The following is a 23672-nucleotide window of genomic DNA, read 5'->3' on the forward strand; positions in this document are numbered from 1 at the left end:
TGACGTCGTGATGATCTAATTACTTAGGCTTACCTAAGTTAGCACTCCGGGTGCGGTCGCGGTCAGTCCCCGGCCGCCTCCCGGGCGATCCGGTCGAACTGGGCGCCCATCGCCTCGGCCAGCGCCTGCGCGGCGGAGAGCGGGCGGACCATCACGGTGAACTCGTCGATCCTCCCGTCCTCGTCGAAGTGCAGGAAGTCGCAGCCGTGGATCTGCCGCCCGGACACGGTGGCGGTGAAGACGAAGGCGTGGTCGCGACCGCCCGGGTCGGCGATCTCGCGGACGTAGCGGAAGTCCTCGAAGACGCGCAGGACGCCGCGCAGGATCGCCGCGGTGATCGCCTTGCCGGGGTAGGGCTTGAAGGCGACGGGGCTGGTGAAGACGACGTTCTCGGCCAGCAGGTCCTCGACGGCCTGCTCGTCGCGGTCCTCGACGGCCTTGCGGAACGGGTGCACGGGCCAACCTCGCTTTCTCATCGTCGAACAGGTGTTACCGAGGAGTATGGAGGCGATCGCCCGCGCCGTCGATCAGCGGGAGGCGCCCCACCGAGCGCCTCCCGCTGATCGGGTGTCCGCGCTAGCTCTGGCCGACGCGGCGCTGCCCGGTCGCCCGGGAGGCGGCGACCAGCGGGAAGGCGTAGCCGGTCATCCGGCGCTCGTAGTCGCGCACCGCCTCGACCAGCGGCGCGCCGGCGGCCCGGGTGAGCGCGAGCAGGAGTTCCCCCGCGTCGCGCAGGGCGGTGTTGGCGCCCATGGCCAGCACCGGGCTCATCGCGTGCACGGCGTCGCCGATCAGGGTGACCGGGCCCGGCTCCCAACCCGGCACCGGGGCGGCGGTGGAGATCCGCAGCGGGAACAGCGAGTCGGTGTCCCACAGCCGCAGCAGCTGGTGCACCTGCGGGTGCCAGTCGTCGGGGTCGAGCAGACCCACGGCCAACTCCCGTAGCGCGGCCGGGGCCAGGCGGCGCAGCTCGGCGAAGTCGGGCACGGCGGGATGGCCGGCCGGAGCCCCGACCAGGCAGGCGAGGTAGTCGTCCGCCGGTGCCAACTCGACCGGCGGGACCAGGGCTTGCCCCGCCAGCTCGGGGCGTTGTGCCAACTCCACCGGCCCCAGGCCCAGATGGGGGCGGCCGGGGCCGCCGGTGACCACGGTGAAGACGGCCTCCAGCGCCCAGGCGGGGATCGCGGCGCGGGTGGCGGCGGTCAGCGGGATCCGGCCGTAGATCAGGCGCAGTCCGGCGTCCTCGACCTCGGCGTGCGGCAGCAACTGCCGCCGTACGGCCGAGCCCACGCCGTCGGCGCCCACCAGCAGGTCGGCGGTGGCGGTGCTGCCGTCGGCGAACCGGGCGGTGACGGTGCCGTCGGCCTCGCGGCGGTGGTCCAGCAGGCGGGAGCCGAAGCGCACCCGGCCCGCGAGCCCGGCCAGCAGGATCTGACGCAGCGTCGGCCGGTTGACGGCCAGCGGCCCCTGCGCGTCGCCGGTGGCACCCTGCGCGGCGGCGGCCCGGTCCGCGAGCGCATTGAGCTGCGGGTCGCGGACCAGCACCCGGGCGGGCGGGGCGCCGGCGGTGGCCAGGACCAGGTCGAACAGCGGCGCGGGCAGGCAGCGCCGTAGGCCGGTGCGGCCGGGTTCGTCGAGCTGGATCCGGTAGCCCTGCGGACGCGCGCCGGGATGGGCGTCACATTCGTGGACCTGGACTGAGAAGCCCTGCCGGTGCAGTCCTTGGGCCAGCGCGAGGCCGCCCAGGCCGGCGCCGATGATGATCACACGGGGTTGCTGGTGCACAGTCCTCTGCCTTCGTCGATGAGACACGAAGGAAGGCACTGGCTCCCCGCAGCGGGGACGAACACCGTGGTCGGTGCCGCTCCGAAACACCATTCAGGAGCGAGTTTTTCGCGCATTCCGATGAAGCGGGCACACCGTAGCACGCCACGCGGCGGCGGGTTCGTGAGGGTTTCCTGTGAGCCTCCTGGATACCCGCCCGGAGAAGCCTGAGAGAAGGGTCTCGGAGGCGGGGGGCCGGTTCCCGCTCTCAGAACTTAGGTATACCTTAGCTAACGCCTCCCCGGTCCGGGGCTGGCGTCCCTCCCCCCTGTGTCGTAGCTCAGGCATGCCCGGCTGTCGTCGTGCCTGTTCCGGAAAGGCATATCCATGCGACGTATCGCCATGAGACCGGTCGGCCTGCTCGCGGTGGCGGCCCTGGCCGCCGCCGCGCTGGCGGGTTGTTCCAGCTCCGGCTCCGGGGGAGCGTCCGGCTCCGCCTCCGGCACGCAGGCGCTGACCCTCTACAACGGGCAGCACGAGCAGACCACCGACGCGCTGGTGGCGGCCTTCACCAAGGACACCGGGATCAAGGTCAACGTCCGCAGCGACGACGAGGACGTGCTCGCCAACCAGATCGAGGCGGAGGGCTCGCACGCGCCCGCCGACCTCTTCTACACCGAGAACTCCCCGGCGCTGATGCAGCTGCAGAACAAGAACCTGCTGGTGCCGGTGGACAAGTCCGCGCTGGCGCAGGTCCCCGCGCAGTACGACTCGCCGCAGGGCGACTGGCTCGGCGTCTCCGCCCGGGTCAGCGTGCTGATCTACAACACCAAGATGCTGACCCCCGCCCAGCTGCCCACCACGCTGGCCCAGCTGGCCGACCCGCAGTGGAAGGGCAAGCTGGGCCTCGCGCAGGGCGAGACCGACTTCCAGCCGATCGTCACCTCGATGGTCAAGTCGCAGGGCGTCGCCGCCACCAAGACCTGGCTCAACGCGGTGAAGAACAACGCCGGTTCGAACCTGTACCCGGACAACGAGACCCTCACCTCGATGGTGGACAGCGGCAAGGCCGCGATCGGCATCATCAACCAGTACTACTGGTACCGGCTGAAGGCCGAGAACAAGGGCGCGGTGAACTCCGCGATCGCCTCCTTCGCGCCGAAGGACCCCGGCTACGTGCTGGACGTCTCCGGTGCCGGGATCCTCGCCTCCAGCAAGCACCAGGCCGAGGCCCAGAAGTTCATCGCCTTCCTCGGCTCGGCCGAGGCCCAGAAGATCATCGCCACCAGCGACAGCTTCGAGTACCCGATCGGCTCCGGGGTGACCACCGCGCAGCCCGAGACCCCCTTCGACCAGCTGAAGCCGACCGACCTCAGCGTCGCGGACCTCGGCGACGGCTCGCAGGCGATCACCCTGCTCCAGCAGGCCCAGCTCCTCTAGGGCGGCGGCCTCCCATGGCGAACTCCATCGACACCGTCGCGACTTCGGCGGGCCCCGGGCCCGCCGGGGTGCCACGCCCGCCCACCGGATTGCCGCAGCCGCCCGCCGGGTTGCCGCGGCCACGGGCCGCCCGGCGCGGCCGGCGCCTGCCCTGGCTGCTCACCGGCCTGTCGGTCGCGGTGGCCGCGCTGCTGCTCGTGCCGCTCTGCTTCCTGCTGATCCAGGCGAACCAGGCCGGCTGGTCCAGCATCGCCGGACTGATGTTCCGGCACCTCACCTGGGTGCTGCTGCGCAACACCGTCGAGCTGACCGTGATCGTCACCCTCTGCTGCGCGGTGCTGGGCACCGGTGCCGCGTACTGCGTGGAGCGGGTGGCGCTGCCCGGACGACGGCTCTGGGCGGTGCTGCTGGTGCTGCCGGTCGCGCTGCCGGACTTCGTGGTCGGCTACGCCTGGTCCTCCTGGGTGCCGTTCGCCCACGGGCTGACCGGGGCCGTGACCGTGATGTCGCTCTCCCTCTACCCGCTGGTGTACCTGCCGGTGGCCGCCGCGCTGCGCGCCGGTGACGCCGCGCTGGAGGAGCAGGCGCGCAGCCTGGGCCGCGGCCCGCTGCGGGCGTTCGCCCAGGTGACCCTGCGGCAGATCCGCCCGGCCCTGCTGGGCGGCTGCCTGCTGGTCGCCCTCGCGCTGCTCGCCGAGTACGGGGCGTTCGAGATCCTGCGCTTCCAGACCTTCACCACCGAGATCTTCACCGAGTACCTGGAGAGCTTCGACGGTCCCGCGGCCTGCGCGCTGTCGCTGATCCTCGTGGTGCTCAGCCTGGCCGTGCTGCTCGCCGAGTACGCGGCGGGCGGCGGCGGGCGGGTGGCCCGGCAGGTGGCGGTGCGCGCCCCGCGCCGGGCCCGCCCCGGGGTGCTGGGCGGTCTGGCGATCAGCCTGGCGCTGACCGCGCTGAGTTCGGCCGCCCTGCTGCTGCCGGTGGGCACCCTCGCCTACTGGTGCGTGGTCGGCGGCTCGACCACCCTGCCGCCCGCCTCGCTGCTCGGCGCGGCCGGACAGACCGCGCTGTACGCGGTCAGTGCCGCCGCGTTGACCACGGCGCTGGCGCTGCCGGTCGGCCTGCTCTCGGTGCGGCACCGCAGCCGGTTCACGGTGCTGCTGGAGCGCAGCACCTACCTGGTCCAGGGCCTGCCGGGGCTGGCGATCGCGCTGGGACTGGTGTTCTTCGGGATCCGCTACGCCTTCTCGCTGTACCAGAGCCCGCAGTTGCTGGTGATCGGCTACGCGGTGATGTTCTTCCCGCTGGCCCTGGTCGCGGTGCGCGCCTCGGTGGCGTCCGCGCCCGTCGGGCTGGAGGAGATCGGCCGTTCGCTCGGGCGGCCGCGCTGGTCGGTGGCGCTGCGGGTGACCCTGCCGCTGGTCGCGCCGGGGCTGGCGGCCGGCTTCTGCCTGGTCTTCCTCTCCGTGGTCACAGAACTGACCGCGACCCTGATCCTGATCCCGACCGGCGCGCACACCCTGGCCACCCGGTTCTGGGAGTACGAGTCCGACCTCTCCTACGGCGCCGCGGCCCCCTACGCGGCGCTGATGGTGGCGATCGCCGCCGTGCCCAGCTACGTCCTCGGCCGCTGGTTCGACCGGGTCAGAGCCCGACAGGAGCAATCCGCATGACCAGTCTCACGCTGAGCGGGGTCGCCAAGTCCTACGGCCGCCAGCCCGTGCTGCACGGTGTCGACCTGGAGGTGCCGGCCGGTGCGCTGGCCGCCGTGCTCGGCCCGTCGGGCAGCGGCAAGACCACCCTGCTGCGGGTGGTCGCCGGGTTCGAGCGGGCGGATGCGGGCACGGTCAGCCTGGGCGGCCAGGTGGTGGACGACGGGCGGCGCCAACTGCCGCCCGAGCGACGGAAGATCGGCTACGTGCCGCAGGACGGCGGCCTCTTCCCGCACCTCACGGTGGCCGGCAACGTCGCCTTCGGACTGCCCGGCCGCGCCCGGCGGCACACCGCCGCGGTCGGCGAACTGCTGGAGCGGGTCGGCCTGACCGGCCTGGACGGGCGCTACCCGCACCAGCTCTCCGGCGGCCAGCAGCAGCGCGTCGCGCTCGCCCGCGCACTCGCCGTCCGCCCGCAACTGGTGCTGCTGGACGAGCCGTTCTCGGCGCTGGACGCCGGCCTGCGGGCCAGCATCCGGGCCGACGTGCAGACGATCCTGCGGGAGTTCGGGGCCACCGCGATCCTGGTGACGCACGACCAGGACGAGGCCCTGTCGATGGCCGATCTGGTGGCGGTGGTGCGCGACGGGCGGATCGCCCAGTGCGCGACCCCGCACGAGCTCTACCGGCGGCCGGCGGATCCGCAACTGGCCTCCTTCGTCGGCGAGGCCAACCTGCTGCCCGGCACCTTCGAACCGGAGGGCGGCAGCGGCCCGGCCACGGTGCGCACGGTGCTCGGCAGCCTGCCGCTGCACGCCGCGCCCGAGGGGTCCGGCAGCGGGCCGGCCCTGGTGCTGCTCCGCCCCGAGCAGGTCGAGGTCCGTCCGCTCGCCGGGGAGCACAACGACGACCTGGACCTGGACTTGGCCGCCGTGGTCGCCGACTGCCGCTACCACGGTCACGACACCGTGCTCCGCTGCACGCTCGACGGGCCCGACCGGGACCCGGCGGGGGAGCGGTTGGAGATCACCGCGCGGTTGAGCGACGGCGCGGCCTGGCCGACCGGAAGCCGGGTCGGCCTGCGGGCCCGGGGACCGGTCACCGCCTGGCCGGCTCCGGCTGCCGCTACCACCTAACCCGCGCCGCCGCTTTCGTCCTTCACAACCCCTGGCGACGAGTCGCCAGGGGAGCGGTACCCCCTGCCCGATTCCGGGCAAGGTCAGGCAAGGCTTGCCTATCCAATCGGTATCCACCGTGTCACCACCGTGTCCCCACCGTCCGTTGACCGCGCCTGTGTGCGGCACCGAAAGGACCGACTCATGCGACCCACCAGACCCGCCAACCGAACCCGAGCCGCACGGGTCCAGGCCCTGGGCGCCGTGCTGTTCGCGGTGGCTCTCGCCGGGTGCTCCTCCTCGTCCTCCGCCGGATCGGCCGCCTCCGCCGCCGCCTCGGCCCCCGCTCCGGCGCCCTCCGACAGCGCGCAGTCCGCCACCGACCAGCCCCAGTCGGGCTTCCTCGCCGGTCTGCACACCACCAGCACCCTCGCCTCGACCATCCCGGAGAACCTCGACGTCAACCCGTACGCGGTGCTGGTGGCCTCGACCACCGCCGGGAAGATCACCAAGGGCAACGTCCTGGTGGACAACTTCAACAGCAAGGCCAACTTCCAGGGCACCGGCACCACGATCGTGCAGATCGACCCGCAGGGTCAGCTGACCACCTTCGCCCAGATCCCGGCGAACCAGCCGGGCTGCCCCGGCGGCATCGGGCTGTCCACCGCGATGACCCAGCTCAGCTCCGGCTACGTGATCGTGGGCAGCGCGCCCAGCACCGACGGCACCACCGCCACCCAGGGCGCCGGCTGCCTGCTGGTGCTCGACCCGCAGGGCCAGGTGGCCTCCACCATCCAGGGCGGACAGCTCGACGGCCCGTGGGACCTGACCGCCACCGACCAGGGCAGCAGCGCCACCCTCTACGTCACCAACACGCTGCACGGCATCCAGGCGGTCGGCCAGCCGGTCCAGCAGGCCGGCACGGTGGTGCGCGTCCAGCTGACCGAACCCGCGAACGCGGCACCCACGGTGGCCTCCGAGACGGTCATCGGCAGCGGCTTCCCCGAGCAGGCCGACCCCAACACCTTCGTCGACGGCCCGACCGGGGTGGCGCTGGGGGCGGACGGCACCCTCTACGTCGCCGACCGGCTGGGCAACCGGATCGCGGCCATCCCGCAGGCCGCCACCCGCACCGACAGCGCGGGCACCGGCACCACCCTCACCACGGGCGGCCGGCTCGACGGCCCGCTGGCGATGACCCTGGCCCCCAACGGCGACCTGCTGGTCACCAACGGCCTCAACGGCCAGCTCGTCGAGGTCACCCCGGCGGGCAAGCAGGTCGCCAACGCCTGGCTCGACCAGGACCAGGCGCAGACCCCGGCCGGCAGCGGCGACCTGTTCGGCCTCGCGCTGACCGCCGACCACACCGGTGTCTACTTCGCGATGGACGACAACAACGCCCTGGGGGTCATGAAGTGACGGACCAGCAGCCCACCGAACCGGCCGAGCCCGAACCGGCCGAGCCCGAATCGGCCGATGGTGCGGCGACCGAGACGGCCACCGACGCCGGACGCTCGCGCAGCGCGCTGGGCCGGCGCGGCTTCCTGGCCGCCGTCGGCCTCGGCACCGGCGCGGCCGCCGCGCTGGGGGCCGGCGTCGCCGTGGCCGTGGAGAGCGGCGGCAGCAGCGGCAGCCAGAACGAGAGCGGCACCATGCCGTTCTGGGGCACCCACCAGCAGGGCGTGACCAACACCCCACAGGAGCAGACCTACTTCGCGGCCTTCGACCTCCTCACCGAGAAGCGCTCCGACGTCGAGGACCTGCTGCGCACCTGGACCCAGCAGGCCGCCGAACTCACCGCGGGCAACCCGGCGGTGAGCACCGCGCAGCGCCCCACCGCCCCGCCGGTGGACACCGGCGAGAGCCTGGACCTCGGCCCCGCCCAGCTGACCCTCACCTTCGGCTTCGGCGCCACCCTGTTCACCAAGGACGGCACCGACCGCTACGGCTTGGCCGCCCGCCGCCCGGCCGCCCTGGTGAACCTCCCGGTCTTCCACGGGGACCAGCTGAACGCGGCGACCACCGGCGGCGACCTCACCATCCAGGCCTGCGCCTCGGACCCGCAGATCGCCTTCCACGCGGTCCGCCAACTGGCCCGCGCCGCCGCCGGGGTGGCCCAGATCCGCTGGGTCCAGGCCGGCTTCAACCAGGCGGCCAAGACCAAGGGCACCGTCCGCAACCTGATGGGCTTCAAGGACGGCACCGCCAACCCGCCCACCAGCTCGGCCACCCAGATGAACCAGTACGTCTGGGCGGGCAGCGACGGGCCGTCCTGGATGGTCGGCGGCACCTACCTGGTGGCCCGGCTGATCCGGATCAGTCTTGAGCACTGGGACACCATGTCGCTGAACACCCAGGAGGCCGTGATCGGCCGCCACAAGGTGTCCGGCGCCCCGCTGGGCGGCACCCGCGAGGCCGACCCGATGGACTTCACCGCCCGCAACAGCGACGGCACGGCCACCATCCCGCTGAACTCGCACATCAGGCTCTCCTCGCCCGCGATGAACGGCGGGGCCCAGATGCTGCGCCGCTCGTACAGCTACAACAACGGCGTGAGCCCGTTCGTCGAGCGCTGGCCCCCGTGGAAGCAGGCCCTGGAGTACGACGCGGGACTGCTGTTCTGCTGCTACCAGAACGACCCCCGGACCGCGTTCGTGCGGATCTTCGAGCGACTGGCCCTGTCCGACGCGATGAACCAGTTCACCACCCACACCGGCAGCATCCTGGTCGCGGTACCACCGGCGGCGGCGGGCCCGGGGCACTGGATCGGCGAGCAGCTCTTCGCCTGACCGGCTACTCGTTGAGCCCCGTCGGCCTGCCTGAACTGGCAGGCCGGCGGGGCTCCTTCAACCGCGCATCGCCAGGGGCAAAGGTCAGCCAGGCCCATGGTCAGCGGTCTTCGCGGTCACCTCGGGCTCGGACCAGCGGATGCTCAACACGTGCGGCCCGTCCGGCAGTTGGAGCGTCAGGCTCCTGGCGCCCTGGAGCGTCAGCAGCTCCAGGGTCCGCTCCTCGGCGTGCGGGTCGGTCAGCCAGCAGGTGACCAACTCCCGGTCGCCGTCCAGGGGCAGCAGCCTCGCCGAGTCCCAGAGTGCGGCCAACGCGTCCGACAGGCGCGCGAACCGCGCCGGGGGCGTGATCCCCGCGATCTCCACCACCACAGGACGCGTGGGTTGCTGGTGCGCCACGGCTACGCCACCGCCGGGCTGGGCGTGCAGCAGCACCACACGCGCTTGCCGATGCCGTCGCGCGGGCCCCAGCCCCACTTCTCGGAGAGCTTGTCGACCAGCAGCAGGCCGCGCCCCGACAGTCCGTCAGTCGTGTTCCGCAGCACGGGCGGGGCGTCGGAGGAGTCGTCCACCGAGATCCACAGCAGGTCCGCGTCGGCTTCCAGCCCCACCCGGATCAGCCTGCCGGAGCGGGTGCCGTGGATCAGCGCGTTGGTCACCAGCTCGCTGACGAGCAACTCCCCCTTCTCGAAGAAGAGTTCGCCGCGCTCGACGCGCGGCAGGAAGTCGCGCAGCAGCCTTCTGGCGCGGGCGGGGGACCGCTGGCTCTTCGGCAGCCAGAGGTGGTCCTGGGTGTTGGGCAGCGGCGGCGGGTTGTCGGTCGTTTCAGACATGGCGAAGCCCCTTGTGCGGCACGGCTGTTGACTGAAGCGGGCGCGAGACTGGGCGCCCCGGGACGGCCGGACTGGGGGCAAAGGGATGCCCGGTGACGAGCCGTCATGATCACGGTCTGTCGTGGAGTGCTCCACTCCCCGTAGCATGCTCTCGTGGAGCGATTTCATGCAAGTGCGACCTCGTGAAATTGCACGGGCTCGCAAGAGCCTTGTGATCACGGAAGGAGGTGGCAGACTGTGACCCGACGTCAACCAGCAAGGAGCGACCGGCATGGACAGTCCCACCGTGCTTCGACGTAGGCTCGGCTCCGAGCTGCGTCGGCTGCGCGAGAGGTCGGGACTCCAGGCGAAGGATGCCGCCAATGCCTTGGGTTTCAGCCCGGCGAAGGTCTCGAGGATCGAGTCAGGCAGCATCACCCTCAAGGAAGTGGACGTCCGCGCCCTGCTGAAGCTGTACGGCGTCGCTGATGAGAGCGACTTGCGCCAGTTCGTTTCATTGGCGCGGCAGAGCACTCAGCGGGGATGGTGGCACGATTACGGGAACACGCTCCCCGAGTGGTTTCAGACCTATGTGGGCCTGGAGGGTGACGCATCGCTCATCCGGACCTATGAACCAGAGCTTGTCCCCGGCCTTCTCCAAACGCGGGATTATGCCCGCGCCATTCTTGAGGTCTCGCCGCCGGCGCACCCTGAGAATGACCCCGAGCGCCGCCTGAAGGAAATTGAGCGAAGGCTGGACCTGCGTATGCAGCGGCAAGAGGTCTTTCAACGCACTGACCCGCCGGTGATCCAGGCAGTCCTCAGTGAGGCCGTCCTGCGGCGCCCGGTGGGCGGAGCGGAGGTCATGCGCGCTCAGGTTAGGAATCTTGTCACGGTTTCCCGGCGGCCTGATATCACCATCCAGGTCCTTCCGTCGGGAGCTGGCGCGCACCCTTCCATGAGTATGCCGTTCAGCATTCTCTCGTTCTCGGATGTTCCTGGCGACATCGTCTATATCGAGGCGCTGACGAGCAGCCTGTACATCGAGAAGGAGTCGGACATCAGGCGCCATGAGCTTGTTTTTGAACGGCTGATAAACTCCGCCATGACTCCGGAGGAGTCTGTCTCCTGGATGGAAGAGCTAGCAGTAGAGGGGTACGGAAATGGCGGCTGATCTGAGGTGGCGCAAAAGCAGCTTCAGTGGCAGTGAAGGCGGCAACTGCATCGAGGTGGCCGATGGCGTCGCTGGCGCCGTGCCGGTGCGGGACAGCAAGGATCCCAGCGGGCCCGCCTTGATCTTCGGGGCTGAGGCATGGCGCCTGTTCGTCGCCGACGTGCGGTCCGGCGAGCTGTTCACCCGCCTCTGACTTCGCCCGTGATCGTTCGGCGGCCCGCGCGCCCGACAGCCCCTAGGGGTTGGGACAGGGTTGACGTGACGACAACGGTGTGGTCCAAGTCCAGCTACAGCAAAGGGCAGCAAGTCTGCGTAGAGGCAGGTGTCGGGAGCCTTGCCGCCGTGCCGGTGCGGGACAGCAAGGATCCGTACGGCCCCATGCTGACGCGTTGTTCCCTGATCTCCTGACAGATTCCCGACGCGCCACCATGCTTGGGGATCGAACCGACCGAGGGGAGTACGACATGGCACGACGCTTGCGGGTGATCGGCAGCACCTCCGGTGTGGGTGACTGCCCGACGCTCTATGAGGACTTGGACACGGGCGAGGTACTCGTTCAGGGCGCCCTCGTGACGGACCCTGACGACGTGGCGCAGCTCAAGTAGGTGAAGGACGATGAGGGTTTCGTTGTCGTCCCGCGCGAGCTGATGGTGAGATTTGCGCCGAAGGAGTCGTCATCCGTTCCGGAGTTCGTGCCGCAGCAGAAGATCACTGAGTTCATCAACGACGGCTTCGAGCACACTGCTTGGCGGTTGGAGACCCGGATCGGCTACCTGTCGGACAAGCAGATGCCCTCGTACGACGAGTTCCTGCGGACCGGTGACACCGCTGGGGAGGTCGGGCACCCGTGGTTCGACAACGTCCGGCGCATGGTGGGCAAGGGCAAGCGGTTCGAGCGGGTGCGGCTGGTGGACAACCCGCCGACCGAGGGTCAGCGGTACCTGCTGGCCTGTGCCCGGACCAACGTGGCGGCCGGTGAGGACATCCGGTGCATGTGGCGTTCCGACGCCGATGGGGCGGGGCTGGCCGGGCTCTCCGACTTCTGGTTGTTCGACTCCCGTACGGTCGCTCGGTTCCACTTCGAGGGAGAGCGCACGGTCGGCATGGAGTTGGTGACGGACCCGCTGGAGGTTCTGCGGGCTTGCCAGGTCCGGGACGCTGCCTGGCACCACGCGACGCCGTACGTCGACTTCCTGCCTCAGGTACCTTCCGCCGTGTGAGCACGGACTTTCAGGCGACGGTCAGCGACTCCGATCGACCGGCGAGGGGCCGGGGTCAGCGCGGCGCCAGTACCCGGGACACGGCTGCCGCCACCGCCCGCCCCGCCGCACCGAACGGCGCCTGCGGGTCGAACTCCTCGCTCAGCCAGGCCGGACTCAGGCGCGGCCGGTCGGTGCCAGTCCCGGGACGGTCGCCGCGATGCCGGCCACCATGATCGCCAGCCCGCGTTCGAACTGCTCCTCGAAATCGGCGAAGAGCGTCTCCCCTGCGGCGACCGAGAGTGGGTGGTCCAGGCCGATCCGCTGGGCCCGTTCTGCCAGGTCGAAGGGCGGCTCCTGGTGTCCGGGCAGCGGGTGGACGGACTGCTCCTCGATGACGACGCCGACGGTGAAGGCGTAGGTGGTGGACGAGGCCAGCACGGCTTCCTTCAGGGTGAAGCCCGCGCCGATCAGGGCGCCGAGGTGGCGCTCCATCAAGGTGGCGTGGTCGTTGCCGGTGAAGTGGGTGCCGCTGAAGACCTTCGCGCCGTCCCGGTAGCCGAGCAGCGCGTGGCGCAGCCGCCGGGCGGCGCTGGTGATCCAGTCCTGCCAGGGGGCGTCGGGTCCGGGGAGCGGCTCGACGGCCATCCGCCGGTACATCTCGGTGGCCATCGCGTCCAGCAGCGCCTGCTTGTTGGCGAAGTGCCAGTACAGGGCCGGTGCCTGGACGTCGAGTTCCTTGGCGATCCGCCGCAGGGTCAGGCCGTCGAGGCCGGTCTCGTTGAGCAGCCGCAGTGCGGTGTCGGTGACCTGGTCGGGGTCGATTTTGCTTGCCACGCCTCCCATCCTCTCAGTCGCTCAGGGGAGAGCGCTCTTGACAACTTAACAGCGTTAAACCCACACTGCTGAAGGAGGGCACTTAACAACGTTAAGGAGTGGCTATGGACCACGCACTGATCGACGTCCTGGTGGTGGGTGCCGGCGGCACCGGGCTCACCCTCGCCTGCGACCTGGCCAGGCGCGGCGTGTCCGCGCTGGTGGTCGAGCAGCAGGACGCGCTCTTCCCCGGCTCGCGCGGCAAGGGGCTGCAGCCGCGCACCCAGGAGGTCTTCGACGACCTCGGGGTGATCGCGGCGGTCCGGGCCGCCGGCGGGCCCTACCCGAAGATGCTGGCCTGGCAGGGTGAGAAGCGGGTGCGCGAGTGGGAGCTGATCGAGCCGGCCCCGGCCGAGCCCGGCGTCCCGTACCCGAATCCGGTGATGATCCCGCAGTGGCGGACCCAGCAGATCCTCCACGCCCGGCTGCTGGAGCTCGGCGGCTCGGTCGCCTTCGGCACCCGCCTGGCCGGCTTCACCCAGGACGCCGACGCGGTGACCGCCGAGCTCGCGGCGGCCGACGGCGCCACCAGGACGGTTCGCGCCCGCTACCTGGTCGCCGCCGACGGTGGGCGCAGCACGGTACGCCGGGCGCTCGGCATCGCGATGGAGGGCGAGACGGTCGACCCCCGGCCCTCGCTGGTCGCCGACGTGCGGATCGAGGGCCTCGGCCGGGACAACTGGCACAGCTGGCCCGAGGCGCCCGGCGGGCTGCTGCTGCTCTGCCCGCTGGCGGGCACCGAGACCTTCCAACTCTTCGCCCAGTACGAGACGGGGGAGCCGGACACCTCGTTCGACGCCATCCGCGAGCTGGTCGGCGAGCGGACCGCGCTCGGCGCCGAGGCGGTGCGTGAGGTGCTCTGGGCCTCCGACTTCCGCCCCCGGGCCGCGCTGGCCGAGCGCTACCGGGAGGGCCGGGTCTTCCTCGCCGGGGACGCCGCGCACGTCCACTCGCCGGCCGGTGGCCAGGGGCTGAACACCAGCGTGCAGGACGCCTACAACCTCGGCTGGAAGCTCGGCCGGGTGCTGCGGCACGGCGCCCCTGACGCCCTGCTGGACAGCTACCAGGACGAGCGGCGCCCGGTGGCCGCCGGCGTCCTCGGACTGAGCACCAAGCTGCACCAGGGCACCTTCGTCGGCGGCTCAGGGCCGGTGCAACGCGGCAAGCAGACCTCGCAGTTGGGCGTCGGCTACCCGGACAGCACGCTGAGCGTGGAGCGGCGCACCGACCTGCCGGCGGAGGCGTTGCGCGCGGGGCAGCGGGTGCCGGACCTCGGGTACGCCGGCTCGGCGCGCCTGTTCGACCTGCTGCGCGGCCCGCACGCCACCCTGCTCGCGGTCGGCATACCGGCCCCGGAACTCGATGACCCGGAGCTCCTGGTGCGGGAGTTGGACGAGCTGGCGGGGTTCGGCCCGGGTCTCTTCCTGATCCGTCCCGACGGCTACCTCGGGCTGGCGACCCGGGACGCGGCCGACCTGGCGAGCTATCTCGGTCTCGTCACCGGCGTCCGCCAGCGCGTCTGACCAGCCCGGCTGCCCAGCCTGTCTGACCGGGCGCGGCGGGCGGCCCCGCTACCGCACCCCGATCGGCTGGGGTTCCAGGACCAGCCGGCCCTCCGCCTTGTCGTACGCGAAGAGTTCGCCGTACCGGCCCCAGTCGATGGCGGTGTCGAGCTGGCGGCGGGCGTCCTCGTCGGAGAAGCCGCGGTGCAGCAGGTCCAGGAACAGCCCCTCGCGCAGCACGTGGTCGCCGGCCGTGGTCAGCGCCTGGACGATGGCGCGCACCAGCGGGGCGTGGGCGACGGCGTGCCGGGCGAAGAGCTGCTTGCTGGTGAGGATGTCGGCGGCGGCGAACTCCCGGCCCGCCGGGGTGAGCGCGAGGCGCGGTCCCTCGGTGCGGGCGAGGTCGAGCAGCACGGCGGCGTCCACCAGCGGCAGCAGGTCGTCGACCTCGAAGTTGAGCTCGTCGGCGAGTTCGGCCATGCCGTCCTCGCCGCCGCGCGCGGCCAGGATCTCCAGCAGGCCGGAGAGTCCGCCGGGGCTGACCTTGGGCAGCGGCGTGCTGGTGGGCGTGGTGGCGGCGGCCTGCCGGGCGACCGTGTGGTCGGTGCCCGCGCCGCGGGCGTCGGCGGCGGCCTGCTCGCGGTCCGTCAGGATGCCGTAGACGGTGTCGACCAGGTCCTCGAAGACCGGGTCGCGCCGGTCGCGGGGCCGGGGCAGGTCCACCGCGAGTTCGGCCTTGATCCGGCCGGGGTTGGAGGAGAGCACCAGGATCCGGTCGGCCAGCAGCACCGCCTCCTCGATGTTGTGGGTGACGATCAGCACGGACTTGACCGGGGCTTCCTTGCCCTCCCAGAGCCCGACCAGCTCGTTGCGCAGGTTCTCGGCGGTGAGCACGTCCAGTGCGGAGAACGGCTCGTCCATGAAGAGCGCGTCCGGCTCGACCACCAGCGCGCGGGCGAAGCCGACCCGCTGGCGCATGCCGCCGGAGAGCTCCTTGGGGTAGGCGCCCTCGAAGCCGTCCAGGCCGATCAGGTCGATCGCCTTCAGCGCCCGCTCCCGCCGCTCCGCCTCGCCGACGCCCTGGGCCTGCAGCCCGAGTTCCACGTTCTGCTGGACGGTCAGCCAGGGCAGCAGCGCGAAGCTCTGGAAGACCATCGAGACACCGGGGTTGGCGCTGTTCAGTACGGCGCCCCGGTAGCTGACGCTGCCGCCGGAGGGGGCTATCAGCCCGGCGGCGCAGCGCAGCAGGGTGGACTTGCCGGAGCCGGACTTGCCGAGCAGCGCGACGATCTCACCCTCGTGCAGGGTGAAGCTCACCGCGTCGAGCACCGGCAGCGCGTTGCCGTCGGGGCTGGTGAAGGTCTTGGTGACGTCCGTGACGGTGATGATGGCGCTGCCGGCGTCGCGGTGGTTCGTGGGGGCGGTCATGGACTCCTGCCTCGGGTTCAGAGGGCGTAACGGGTCTGGGCGATGCGGTAGAGGCGGCGCCAGACGAGCCGGTTGAGGGTGACCACATAGACGATCATGACGATGACGCCGATCAGGATCTTCGGATGGTCGCCGACCCGGGTCGCCTGGGCGATGTAGGAGCCCAGGCCGAAGGCGGTCAGGTGCTGGTGCCCGTAGTCGACCACCTCGGCGACGATGGAGGCGTTCCAGGCCCCGCCCGCGGCGGTGATCCCGCCGGTGACGTAGTACGGGAAGATCGCGGGGAGGATGAACGTCCGCCAGCGCAGCCAGCCCCGGACGCCGAGGTTCGCCATGGCCTCGCGCAGGTCACTGGGGACCGCCGAGGCGCCGGCTATGACGTTGAACAGGATGTACCACTGGGCGCCGAGCGCCATCAGCAGGATGCTGCCCCAGTTGAGCGTGATCCCGAGGGCGACGAAGGCGGCGATCGCGAACGGGAACAGGAAGTTCGCCGGGAAGCTGGCCAGCACCTGGACGACCGGCTGGGCGTAGCGGGTGATCCTCGGGTTCATGCCGATCCACACGCCGATCGGCACCCAGACCACGGTGGCGAGGCAGAGCAGCAGCAGGACCCGCCCGAAGGTGGCGGCGCCCTGTTCGAAGGCGTGGCCGAACTCGCCGAAGCCGACGGTGGACCGGAGGTAGTCGAAGGACTGCCAGCCGCCGTACAGCACGGCGGCGCCGACGACCAGGGTGAACACCACGTCCCCGGCCCGCCGGCGCAGCACCGGCCGCTCCAGCGGGTGCTCGGCCAGGCCGAAGGGACGGGTCGCGCTGTCCAGGGCGCGCCCGAGCGGGCGCAGCGCACCGGCCAGCAGCCCGGGTATCGCGGAGCGGCGCAGGGTGTTGAGGACCAGGCTGCGGGGCTTCTCGGCGGACTCGGACTCCTCGACCCGGAACCGCTCGGCCCACGCCGTCATCGGCCGCCAGAAGAGGAAGTTGACGCCGACCACCATCGCCACCATGACGGCGGTGGCGATGCCGATCTCGCCCAGGTCGCCCTTGGCCGCCGCGGCCGCGGCGTAGGAGCCGATGCCCGGCAGCGCGTACTGCTGGTTCAGCACGCTGATGCTCTCGGAGGCGGCCAGGAAGAACCAGGCGCCGCCGAAGCTCATCATGCCGTTCCAGACCAGCGGGATCATGCCGCTGGGCACGTCGATCTTCCAGAACCGCTGCCACTTCGTCAGGCGCATGATCCGGGAGGCCTCGTCCAGGTCCCGGGGCTGGCTGACCAGGGAATAGTAGAAGGCGAAGGTCATGTTCCACGCCATCGCGGTGAAGATGGCGAACACCGAGGCGCACTCCAGCCCCAGCTCGGAGCCGGGGAACAGGGCGATGAACGCGGTGACGGTGATGGACAGGAACGCCAGCACCGGGACCGACTGGAGGATGTCCAGGATCGGCAGCAGCACCTTCTCCGCACGCCGCAGCCGGGCGGCGGCGCTGGAGTACACGAAGGTGAACAGCACCGAGGCGATCAGCGCCGCGAACATCCGCAGCAGCGAACGCACGGCGTAGAACGGCAGGTTCGCCGGGTCGGTGGAGACCTGCGCCGGGGCGGTGCGGGGCAGGAACGGCGCGCCCAGCGAGGGGGCGAGCCGCAGCAGTCCGTACAGCAGGCCGACGAGCGCGAGCGCCACCATGATGTCGACCGGCCGCAGCCCAGGTCGCCGTAGGACGCCGCGGGTGGGCACCCGGTCCTCTGCTGCCACTGCCACGCCTCCGCAGACAGGCCGTAGCGACGCGGGCGAGGTGACCACGCCGACGAGCCGACTACGGCAGGGGGTTGATCATCACGGCGCCGATGCCACCGAAGCCATACTGGTGAGCGGACGGGGAACGCCCGTGCTATCCGTCTCCAGCAGGGCTTTTAACGCCTTCTGTACGGGAAAGTGGCACGCACCACGCCGCCTCCGGGCGCTCGTTCAGTGGGTCGGCGCCGGTTCGGTCGGCAGCTGCCAGGCGCGGTGGCGCCCGAAGGCCTCCCACTCGCGCTGGAGTTCGGGCTTCGGCACCACGAGCACCGGGCAGCCGGCGTGCCTGACGCAGTGCCGGGTCGCCGAGCGCCGCAGGGCCCGGCGCAGCGGGCCGCCGGAGCCGGCGCCGACCACCAGGAGGTCGTCGGCGCGCCCCGCCGCGTGCACCAGCACCTCACCGGCGCGGCCGCGCGAGACCTGGCCGTGCAGCCGCACGCCCGGCACACCCGCGCCCAGCGCCCCGGCGACCGCCTCGCGCAGCCGGGCCACCGCCTCCTCGCGCCTGGCCGCGAGCAGCGGCGGGCGGGGCGGGCGGCGGTAGGCGTACTCGGCGCCCAGCGGATCCCAGGCGAGCACGGCCAGCACCTCGGCGCCGGTCCGCCGCGCCTGGGCCACCGCGTGGTGCAGGGCCGCGATGCTGCCCAGCGAGCCGCTCACCCCGACCACGATCCGGTGCTGTCGCGACGCGTCCGATTCGCCCTGGTGCATGCCCGCCCGTTCTCGTTCGTCCGACTGCCCACAGCCTTACCCGATATGCGGCGCGCTGGAGCGCGTGTTGACACGCTTCTGACGGACCGGGCGGTGTTTGCGGCACCGGCGGGCGGCGGGCGGCGGGCGGTTTCGGGGTGGCGGAGTCGGGGTGGCGGGTTCGGGGGTGGCGGAGTCGGGGTGGCGGGTTCGGGGGTGGCGGAGTCGGGCCGAGGAGTCACGGCGAACGGTCGGTGACGTCGAACCGCAACTGGAAGTTGCCCTGCGGGTCCCGCTTGATGGCGCCTCCCGCGATCCGGAACTTCCTGTCGTCGGGAAGCTTCTTGATCTCGTTGAAGGTGGTGACGATGTTCTTCGTGGACTTGCCGTTGACGGTGGCGAGAACCTTGCCGTACGTCTCGTCGTTCGCCGCGAAAGCCACGCTGTCGGCTCCTTCGGGCACCAGCTCGCCGAGCGCCTTCTTGGCTTCGGGGCCGGAGATGTTCTGCCGGAAGATGCTGTCCGGGAGCCGGTCCGGCACGTCCTCGACCTTCGTCGGGACCTTGAGCATCGCCGTCTTGAAGTCCTTCGCGTTGAACATCGCCACGGCCCGGGACCACTGGTGGATGAAGGCCTCGCTCGCCGTGTACTCCTCCCCGGAGTTGCGGTAGTTCTCCATCATGACCGCCAGTGAGCCCTGCTCGTCGCGGCCGTAGAGGTTCTCGAAGCGTCCGCCGGACACCGGCGGCTTGCCCTGCGGATCCTCGGAGTCGACTTTGTAGTTGGCGCTCTGCTCCTCCAGGTCGACCAGCTGCTCGGGAATGGCCCGCCCGAACGCGCTGAGCGCCGGTGACCTCTTCGCCTTGGTGGCGGTGCGTTCGCCGTCGTCCGCCATGGCCTTGAGGTAGGTCTCCAGCCGTTCGTCCGCGGGTCGCAGCGCGCGCTGGACGGAGACGCCGCGGGCGGGCTGGCTGCGGGCGGGCCGGTCGCGGGTGAGCGCGGCGGTGACGGCGGCGTTGCCGATGGCGCGCTGGAGGGCCAGCAGGCCGGTGGCCGCAGTCGCCGCAGTCGCCGCAGTCGGCGTAGGGGAGCGCGGGGCGCTGCGCCGGTCGCCCGGGCGGGCGTGGTCCGGGTGTTCGTGGTGGGCGCGCATGGGCCGGGAATCTCCCTGGAGATGGCTGGACGTCAGCTCAAGAGTTGGTGCCCGGACGAACGATGACGAGGGGCGTGAGGGCAGAGGAAAGGGCAGGGGGTGGGCCCATCCGCGTGCGTCAAGGAGGCGCCGCCGGGGCAGATCTGGCTGCCCCTTCGGGCAAGTCCGCAGCCCGGGGGCAGTGCGGGCGGCTGTGAGCGAGTGCACAGAGTCACAAGAATCCCACAAGAAGTCTTCCTAGCCTGCGCCGCGACGAATGCACACGGCACTGCAGGGAGACAAGGACCCATGCTCAGCGGAGTCATGCCTGGCCTGGGTGGGTGGCCGGTGGCAGCCGCCGCACCGGCCCGCACCCTGATCGACGTTCTCGGCGCCTCCGCCGGGGCCTTCCCGGACGCGCCGGCCCTGGACACCGGCTCGGTCGTGCTGGACTACCGCACGCTGGTCCGCGAGGTGGACACACTGGCCGGTCGCCTGGCGGCGTTGGGCATAGGCACCGGTGACCGGGTGGGCGTGCGCGTCCCGTCCGGCACCGCCGATCTCTACCTGGCGATCCTGGGCGTACTGCGGGTGGGTGCGGCCTATGTGCCGGTGGACGCCGACGACCCGGACGAGCGGGCCGAGATGATCTGGGTCGACGCCGGGGTCTGCGCCGTGATCGGCGCGGGCTGCGCCGTCACGCCGAGCCTGACCGGCCACCCCGGCGGGCGCCCGCACGCTCCGACGCCGCAGGACGAGGCCTGGGTCATCTTCACCTCGGGCACCACCGGCCGCCCCAAGGGCGTGGCGGTCAGCCACCGTTCGGCCGCCGCCTTCGTGGACGCCGAGGCCAGGCTCTTCCTTCAGGACCGACCGCTGGGTCCGGGCGACCGGGTGCTGGCCGGCCTCTCGGTGGCCTTCGACGCCTCCTGCGAGGAGATGTGGCTGGCCTGGCGGAACGCCGCCTGCCTGGTCCCCGCCCCGCGCTCGCTGGTGCGGGCCGGCACCGACCTGGGCCCCTGGCTGGTCGAGCGCGGGATCACCGTGGTCTCCACCGTCCCCACGCTGGCCGCGCTCTGGCCGGCCGAGTGCCTGGCGCGGGTCCGGCTGCTGATCGTCGGCGGCGAGGCCTGCCCGCCCGAGCTGGTCGAGCGACTGGCCGGCCCGCACCGCGAGTTCTGGAACACCTACGGCCCCACCGAGGCCACGGTGGTGGCCTGCGCCGCGCTGCTCACCCCCGGGCAGCCGGTGCGGATCGGCCTGCCGCTGGACGGCTGGGAGCTCGCCGTCGTCGACCGCGAGGGCCGGCCGGTCGACTGGTACGAGACCGGTGAGCTGCTGATCGGCGGCGTCGGCACCGCCCGCTACCTGGATCCGGCCAAGGACGCCGAGAAGTTCACCAGCAGCCCGCACCTGCGCAGCCCCCGGGTCTACCGCAGCGGCGACCTGGTCCGGCTCGAGCCCGAGGGCCTGATCTTCGTCGGGCGCGCCGACGAGCAGGTGAAGCTGGCGGGCCGGCGGATCGAACTCGGCGAGGTGGACGCCGCCCTGCAGGCGCTGCCTGGGGTGCGGGCCGCCGCCGCGGCCGTCCGGGACACCCCCGCCGGTGGCCAACTGCTGGTCGGCTACCTGGTCCTGGACCACCCGGGGCAGGAGTTCGACACCGCCGCCGCCCGCACCCGGCTGCTGGAGCGGCTGCCGCAGTCGCTGGTGCCGGTGCTGGGACTGGTGGACGAGCTGCCCACCAAGACCTCCGGCAAGGTCGACCGGGCAGCCCTGCCCTGGCCGCTGGCCACCGCCGGACCCGAGCAGAGCGCCGGCCCCCGGCCCACCGGCACCGCCGGCTGGCTGGCCGACCAGTGGCAGGCCCTGCTCGGCCAACCGGCCGGTGCCGACAGCGACTTCTTCGCGCTGGGCGGCACCAGCCTGGTCGCGGCCAAGCTGGTCACGCTGCTGCGCACCCACTACCCGGCGATCTCGGTCGCCGACGTGTACGCGCATCCGGGCCTGGGCGCGATGGCCCGCCGGCTGGACGAGTTGGGCGGGCCGCCCAGTGAGCAGCGCCTGGTGCGGCCCACGCCGCGCCGGGCCGGGGTGCTCCAACTGCTCGTCCTGGTCGTGCTGTACGCCGTCACCGGGCTGCGCTGGCTGCTCGGGCTGGCCGTGCTCGACGACCTGACCGGCCTGGCCGGCCCGGTGCTGCCGTGGACCCCGTACACCCCGTGGTGGCTGCTCGGCGCCGGCTGGCTGCTGCTGTCCAGCGCCGTGGGCCGGCTGGTGATCGGCGTCACGGCGTCCCGGGTGCTCACCGCGGGCGTCCGGCCCGGCAGTTACCCCCGGGGCGGCTCGGTCCACCTGCGGATCTGGGTGGCCGAACGGGTGGTGGGGGCGTTCAACCTCGCGGGGCTGACGGGCACGCCGTGGGCCGGTTACTACGCGCGGGCGCTGGGCTGCCGGGTCGGCAGCAGCGTCGACCTGCACACCCTGCCGCCGGTGACCGGCCTGGCCCGGTTCGGGACCGGCTGCTCAGTGGAGTCCGGGGTGGATGTCGCGGGCTGGTGGCTGGACGGCGACGTGCTGCACGTGGGTGCCGTCGAGGTTGGCGCCGGGGCCCGGGTCGGCACCCGGGCCACCCTGATGCCCGGCGCCCGGGTCGGCGCCGGGGCGGAGGTCGCGCCCGGTGCCTGCGTGCTGGGCGAGGTTCCGGACCGGCAGCGGTGGCACGGCTCGCCGGCCCGCCCGATGGCCGGGGCCGAAGCCGCCGGAGCCGACTGGCCGCTGCCCGTGCGGCAGCACTCCCGCTGGTGGCAACTGGCCTACGGCGTGGCGCTGAACGGCCTGGGCCTGCTGCCGCTGCTCGCCGCGCTGCCCTCGCTCGCGGTGGTCTACGGGCTGCTCGACCACGACCGCACGCTGGGCTCGGCGCTGGACCGACTGCTGCTCACCACACCGCTGCTGGTGGCGCTCTCGATGAGCTGCTACGCGGTCCTGCTGATCCTGCTGGTCCGGCTGTTCAGTTGGCCGATCCGCCCCGGCCACCACCTGGTGTACGGCCGGGTGGGCCTGTGCGTCTGGGTCGTCACCCGGCTGATGGAGACCGCGCGCGGCTCGCTCTTCCCGTTCTACGCCAGCCTGTTCACGCCGGTGTGGCTGCGGCTGCTCGGGGCCCGGATCGGCCGCCGGGTGGAGGCCTCCACCGTGGTCGCGCTGCCCAGCATGATGCGGGTCGGCGACGGCGCCTTCCTCGCCGACGACACCCTGGTGGCGCCGTTCGAGGCGCGCGGGGGCTGGCTGCGGATCGGGCCCTCGCGGGTCGGGCGGCGGGCCTTCCTCGGCAACTCCGGCATCGTCGGCCCCGGCCGCGACCTGCCGGACAACGCGCTGGTCGGAGTGCTCGCGGACGCTCCGCCGCACGCCGAGCCGGGCTCCTCGTGGCTGGGCCGGCCCGGTATCGCGCTGCCCCGGGTGGCGCAGAGCGGCGACCCGAGCCGCACCTACGACCCGCTGCGCCGGCTGGTGCTGGCCCGGGCCGCCGTCGAGCTCTGCCGGTTCCTGCCGGTGGTCTGCGCCGCACTCCTCGGCGACCTGGTCTTCGGCATGCTGCAACTCGCCCTGGACGACGACGGCCTGGCGACCGCGGCGGCGTTCGGCGGGCTGGTCCTGATCGGCGCCGGCATCGTCGCCTGCCTGACCACCACGGTGGCGAAGTGGACGCTGGTCGGCCGCTTCCGGACGGCCGAACACCCGCTCTGGTCGAGCTTCGTGTGGCGCAACGAGCTGTACGACACCTTCGTCGAGCAACTCGCGATGCCCTGGCTCGGCCAGTCGCTGATCGGCACCCCGTTCCTCAACCTCTGGTTGCGCAGCCTCGGTGCCCGGATCGGGCGCGGCGTGTGGTGCGAGACCCACTGGCTGCCGGAGACCGACCTGGTCGACCTCGCGGACGGGGTGAGCGTCAACCGCGGCTGCGTGGTGCAGACCCACCTCTTCCACGACCGCGTGATGCGGCTGGACACCGTGCGGGTCGGTGCCGGTGGCACCCTGGGCCCGCACTCCATCGCGCTGCCCGGCTCGGTGGTCGGCCCGGGCGCCTCGGTGGGGGCGGCCTCGCTGGTGATGCGCGGCGAGGAACTGCCCGCCGGCACCCGCTGGCTGGGCAACCCGGTCGCCGCCTGGCCCGCCGAGACCCCGGCCGGCGACCGGCCGGCCCGCCCGCACGGCCGGGCCCGCCACCGCGCCGGGCGAAGCGCTGCCCGCGTCGGGTCCTGAGGACGGTCGCGCCTGCCTGGACCCGGCCGATTCGGGT

Annotated in this window: 19 protein-coding genes and 1 pseudogene; 11 read left to right on the forward strand and 9 right to left on the reverse strand. The window is 72.1% G+C overall.

Features of this window, described 5'->3' with window-relative positions; all coding sequences use genetic code 11:
- Positions 1-62: 62 nt before the first annotated feature.
- Both OG403_RS28210 and OG403_RS28215 read right to left on the reverse strand, forming a co-directional pair.
- A complete protein-coding gene (locus tag OG403_RS28210; protein ID WP_329569154.1) occupies positions 63-455 on the reverse strand; it encodes a nuclear transport factor 2 family protein in 393 nt (130 codons plus the stop codon).
- Between the two features lie 121 nt (positions 456-576).
- Positions 577-1767, reverse strand: coding sequence for an FAD-dependent oxidoreductase (locus tag OG403_RS28215; RefSeq protein WP_329569156.1), 1191 nt, complete (start codon positions 1765-1767; stop codon positions 577-579).
- A 384-nt stretch (positions 1768-2151) separates the two neighbouring features.
- On the opposite strand from OG403_RS28215, the gene OG403_RS28220 reads away from it, so the two are divergent.
- From OG403_RS28220 to efeB, 5 genes are all read left to right on the forward strand, one after another.
- Positions 2152-3204, forward strand: coding sequence for an extracellular solute-binding protein (locus OG403_RS28220; RefSeq protein WP_329569157.1), 1053 nt, complete (start codon positions 2152-2154; stop codon positions 3202-3204).
- 14 nt (positions 3205-3218) lie between these two features.
- Positions 3219-4874, forward strand: a complete 1656-nt coding sequence (locus tag OG403_RS28225) for an ABC transporter permease (protein WP_329569159.1) — start codon at positions 3219-3221, stop codon at positions 4872-4874.
- Positions 4871-5989 carry an ABC transporter ATP-binding protein gene (locus tag OG403_RS28230; RefSeq protein WP_329569161.1) on the forward strand — a complete coding sequence of 373 codons (1119 nt, stop codon included), beginning with the start codon at positions 4871-4873 and terminating at the stop codon, positions 5987-5989. Before OG403_RS28225 ends, OG403_RS28230 begins: the two co-directional genes overlap by 4 nt.
- Before the next feature lie 183 nt (positions 5990-6172).
- On the forward strand, positions 6173-7387 hold the full coding sequence (locus tag OG403_RS28235; protein ID WP_329569163.1) for a hypothetical protein: 1215 nt from the start codon (positions 6173-6175) through the stop codon (positions 7385-7387).
- Complete coding sequence (gene efeB / locus OG403_RS28240; RefSeq protein ID WP_329569165.1) at positions 7384-8757, forward strand: iron uptake transporter deferrochelatase/peroxidase subunit; 1374 nt, start codon at positions 7384-7386, stop codon at positions 8755-8757. Before OG403_RS28235 ends, efeB begins: the two co-directional genes overlap by 4 nt.
- Before the next feature lie 84 nt (positions 8758-8841).
- On the opposite strand, the gene OG403_RS28245 is transcribed toward efeB, so the two are convergent.
- The gene (locus OG403_RS28245) at positions 8842-9156 is read right to left on the reverse strand and encodes a hypothetical protein (protein WP_329569167.1); all 315 of its coding nucleotides are present in this window, start codon (positions 9154-9156) and stop codon (positions 8842-8844) included.
- Positions 9157-9158: 2 nt separating this feature from the next.
- Positions 9159-9590 carry an ATP-binding protein gene (locus OG403_RS28250; protein WP_329569169.1) on the reverse strand — a complete coding sequence of 144 codons (432 nt, stop codon included), beginning with the start codon at positions 9588-9590 and terminating at the stop codon, positions 9159-9161.
- Between the two features lie 271 nt (positions 9591-9861).
- Between OG403_RS28250 and OG403_RS28255 the strand changes: the two genes are divergently transcribed.
- The 4 genes and pseudogenes from OG403_RS28255 (at position 9862) to OG403_RS28275 (ending at position 11963) form a co-directional block, all read left to right on the forward strand.
- Positions 9862-10743: a helix-turn-helix domain-containing protein gene (locus OG403_RS28255; protein ID WP_329569171.1), complete on the forward strand. Its 882-nt coding sequence runs from the start codon at positions 9862-9864 to the stop codon at positions 10741-10743.
- Positions 10733-10936 carry a DUF397 domain-containing protein gene (locus tag OG403_RS28260; RefSeq protein WP_329569173.1) on the forward strand — a complete coding sequence of 68 codons (204 nt, stop codon included), beginning with the start codon at positions 10733-10735 and terminating at the stop codon, positions 10934-10936. Before OG403_RS28255 ends, OG403_RS28260 begins: the two co-directional genes overlap by 11 nt.
- Entirely contained in the window at positions 10882-11151 is a 270-nt protein-coding gene (locus OG403_RS28265; RefSeq protein WP_329569174.1) for a DUF397 domain-containing protein, read from the forward strand. Before OG403_RS28260 ends, OG403_RS28265 begins: the two co-directional genes overlap by 55 nt.
- Before the next feature lie 56 nt (positions 11152-11207).
- Positions 11208-11963, forward strand: a pseudogene (locus OG403_RS28275) (DUF6879 family protein).
- 156 nt (positions 11964-12119) lie between these two features.
- Here the strand turns inward: OG403_RS28275 and OG403_RS28280 are convergent.
- The gene (locus tag OG403_RS28280) at positions 12120-12779 is read right to left on the reverse strand and encodes a TetR/AcrR family transcriptional regulator C-terminal domain-containing protein (protein WP_442911002.1); all 660 of its coding nucleotides are present in this window, start codon (positions 12777-12779) and stop codon (positions 12120-12122) included.
- A 104-nt stretch (positions 12780-12883) separates the two neighbouring features.
- On the opposite strand from OG403_RS28280, the gene OG403_RS28285 reads away from it, so the two are divergent.
- Complete coding sequence (locus tag OG403_RS28285; RefSeq protein ID WP_329569180.1) at positions 12884-14341, forward strand: FAD-dependent monooxygenase; 1458 nt, start codon at positions 12884-12886, stop codon at positions 14339-14341.
- A 48-nt stretch (positions 14342-14389) separates the two neighbouring features.
- Here OG403_RS28285 and OG403_RS28290 read toward each other — a convergent pair whose 3' ends face one another.
- From OG403_RS28290 to OG403_RS28305, 4 genes are all read right to left on the reverse strand, one after another.
- Entirely contained in the window at positions 14390-15748 is a 1359-nt protein-coding gene (locus tag OG403_RS28290; protein WP_329569182.1) for an ABC transporter ATP-binding protein, read from the reverse strand.
- Positions 15749-15765: 17 nt separating this feature from the next.
- Positions 15766-17502 carry an ABC transporter permease gene (locus OG403_RS28295; protein ID WP_329569184.1) on the reverse strand — a complete coding sequence of 579 codons (1737 nt, stop codon included), beginning with the start codon at positions 17500-17502 and terminating at the stop codon, positions 15766-15768.
- Positions 17503-17715: 213 nt separating this feature from the next.
- Complete coding sequence (locus OG403_RS28300) at positions 17716-18255, reverse strand: universal stress protein (protein ID WP_329569186.1); 540 nt, start codon at positions 18253-18255, stop codon at positions 17716-17718.
- A 217-nt stretch (positions 18256-18472) separates the two neighbouring features.
- Positions 18473-19387 (reverse strand): hypothetical protein, encoded by a 915-nt coding sequence (locus OG403_RS28305; protein WP_329569188.1) that lies wholly within the window; start codon positions 19385-19387, stop codon positions 18473-18475.
- Between the two features lie 288 nt (positions 19388-19675).
- Here OG403_RS28305 and OG403_RS28310 point away from each other — a divergent pair, with 288 nt between their 5' ends.
- Positions 19676-23635 (forward strand): Pls/PosA family non-ribosomal peptide synthetase, encoded by a 3960-nt coding sequence (locus OG403_RS28310; protein ID WP_329569189.1) that lies wholly within the window; start codon positions 19676-19678, stop codon positions 23633-23635.
- Positions 23636-23672 lie beyond the last annotated feature (37 nt).

Origin of the sequence: Kitasatospora sp. NBC_01266, from assembly GCF_036242395.1 — a bacterium.
In the GTDB taxonomy this organism is placed as follows: Bacteria; Actinomycetota; Actinomycetes; order Streptomycetales; family Streptomycetaceae; genus Kitasatospora.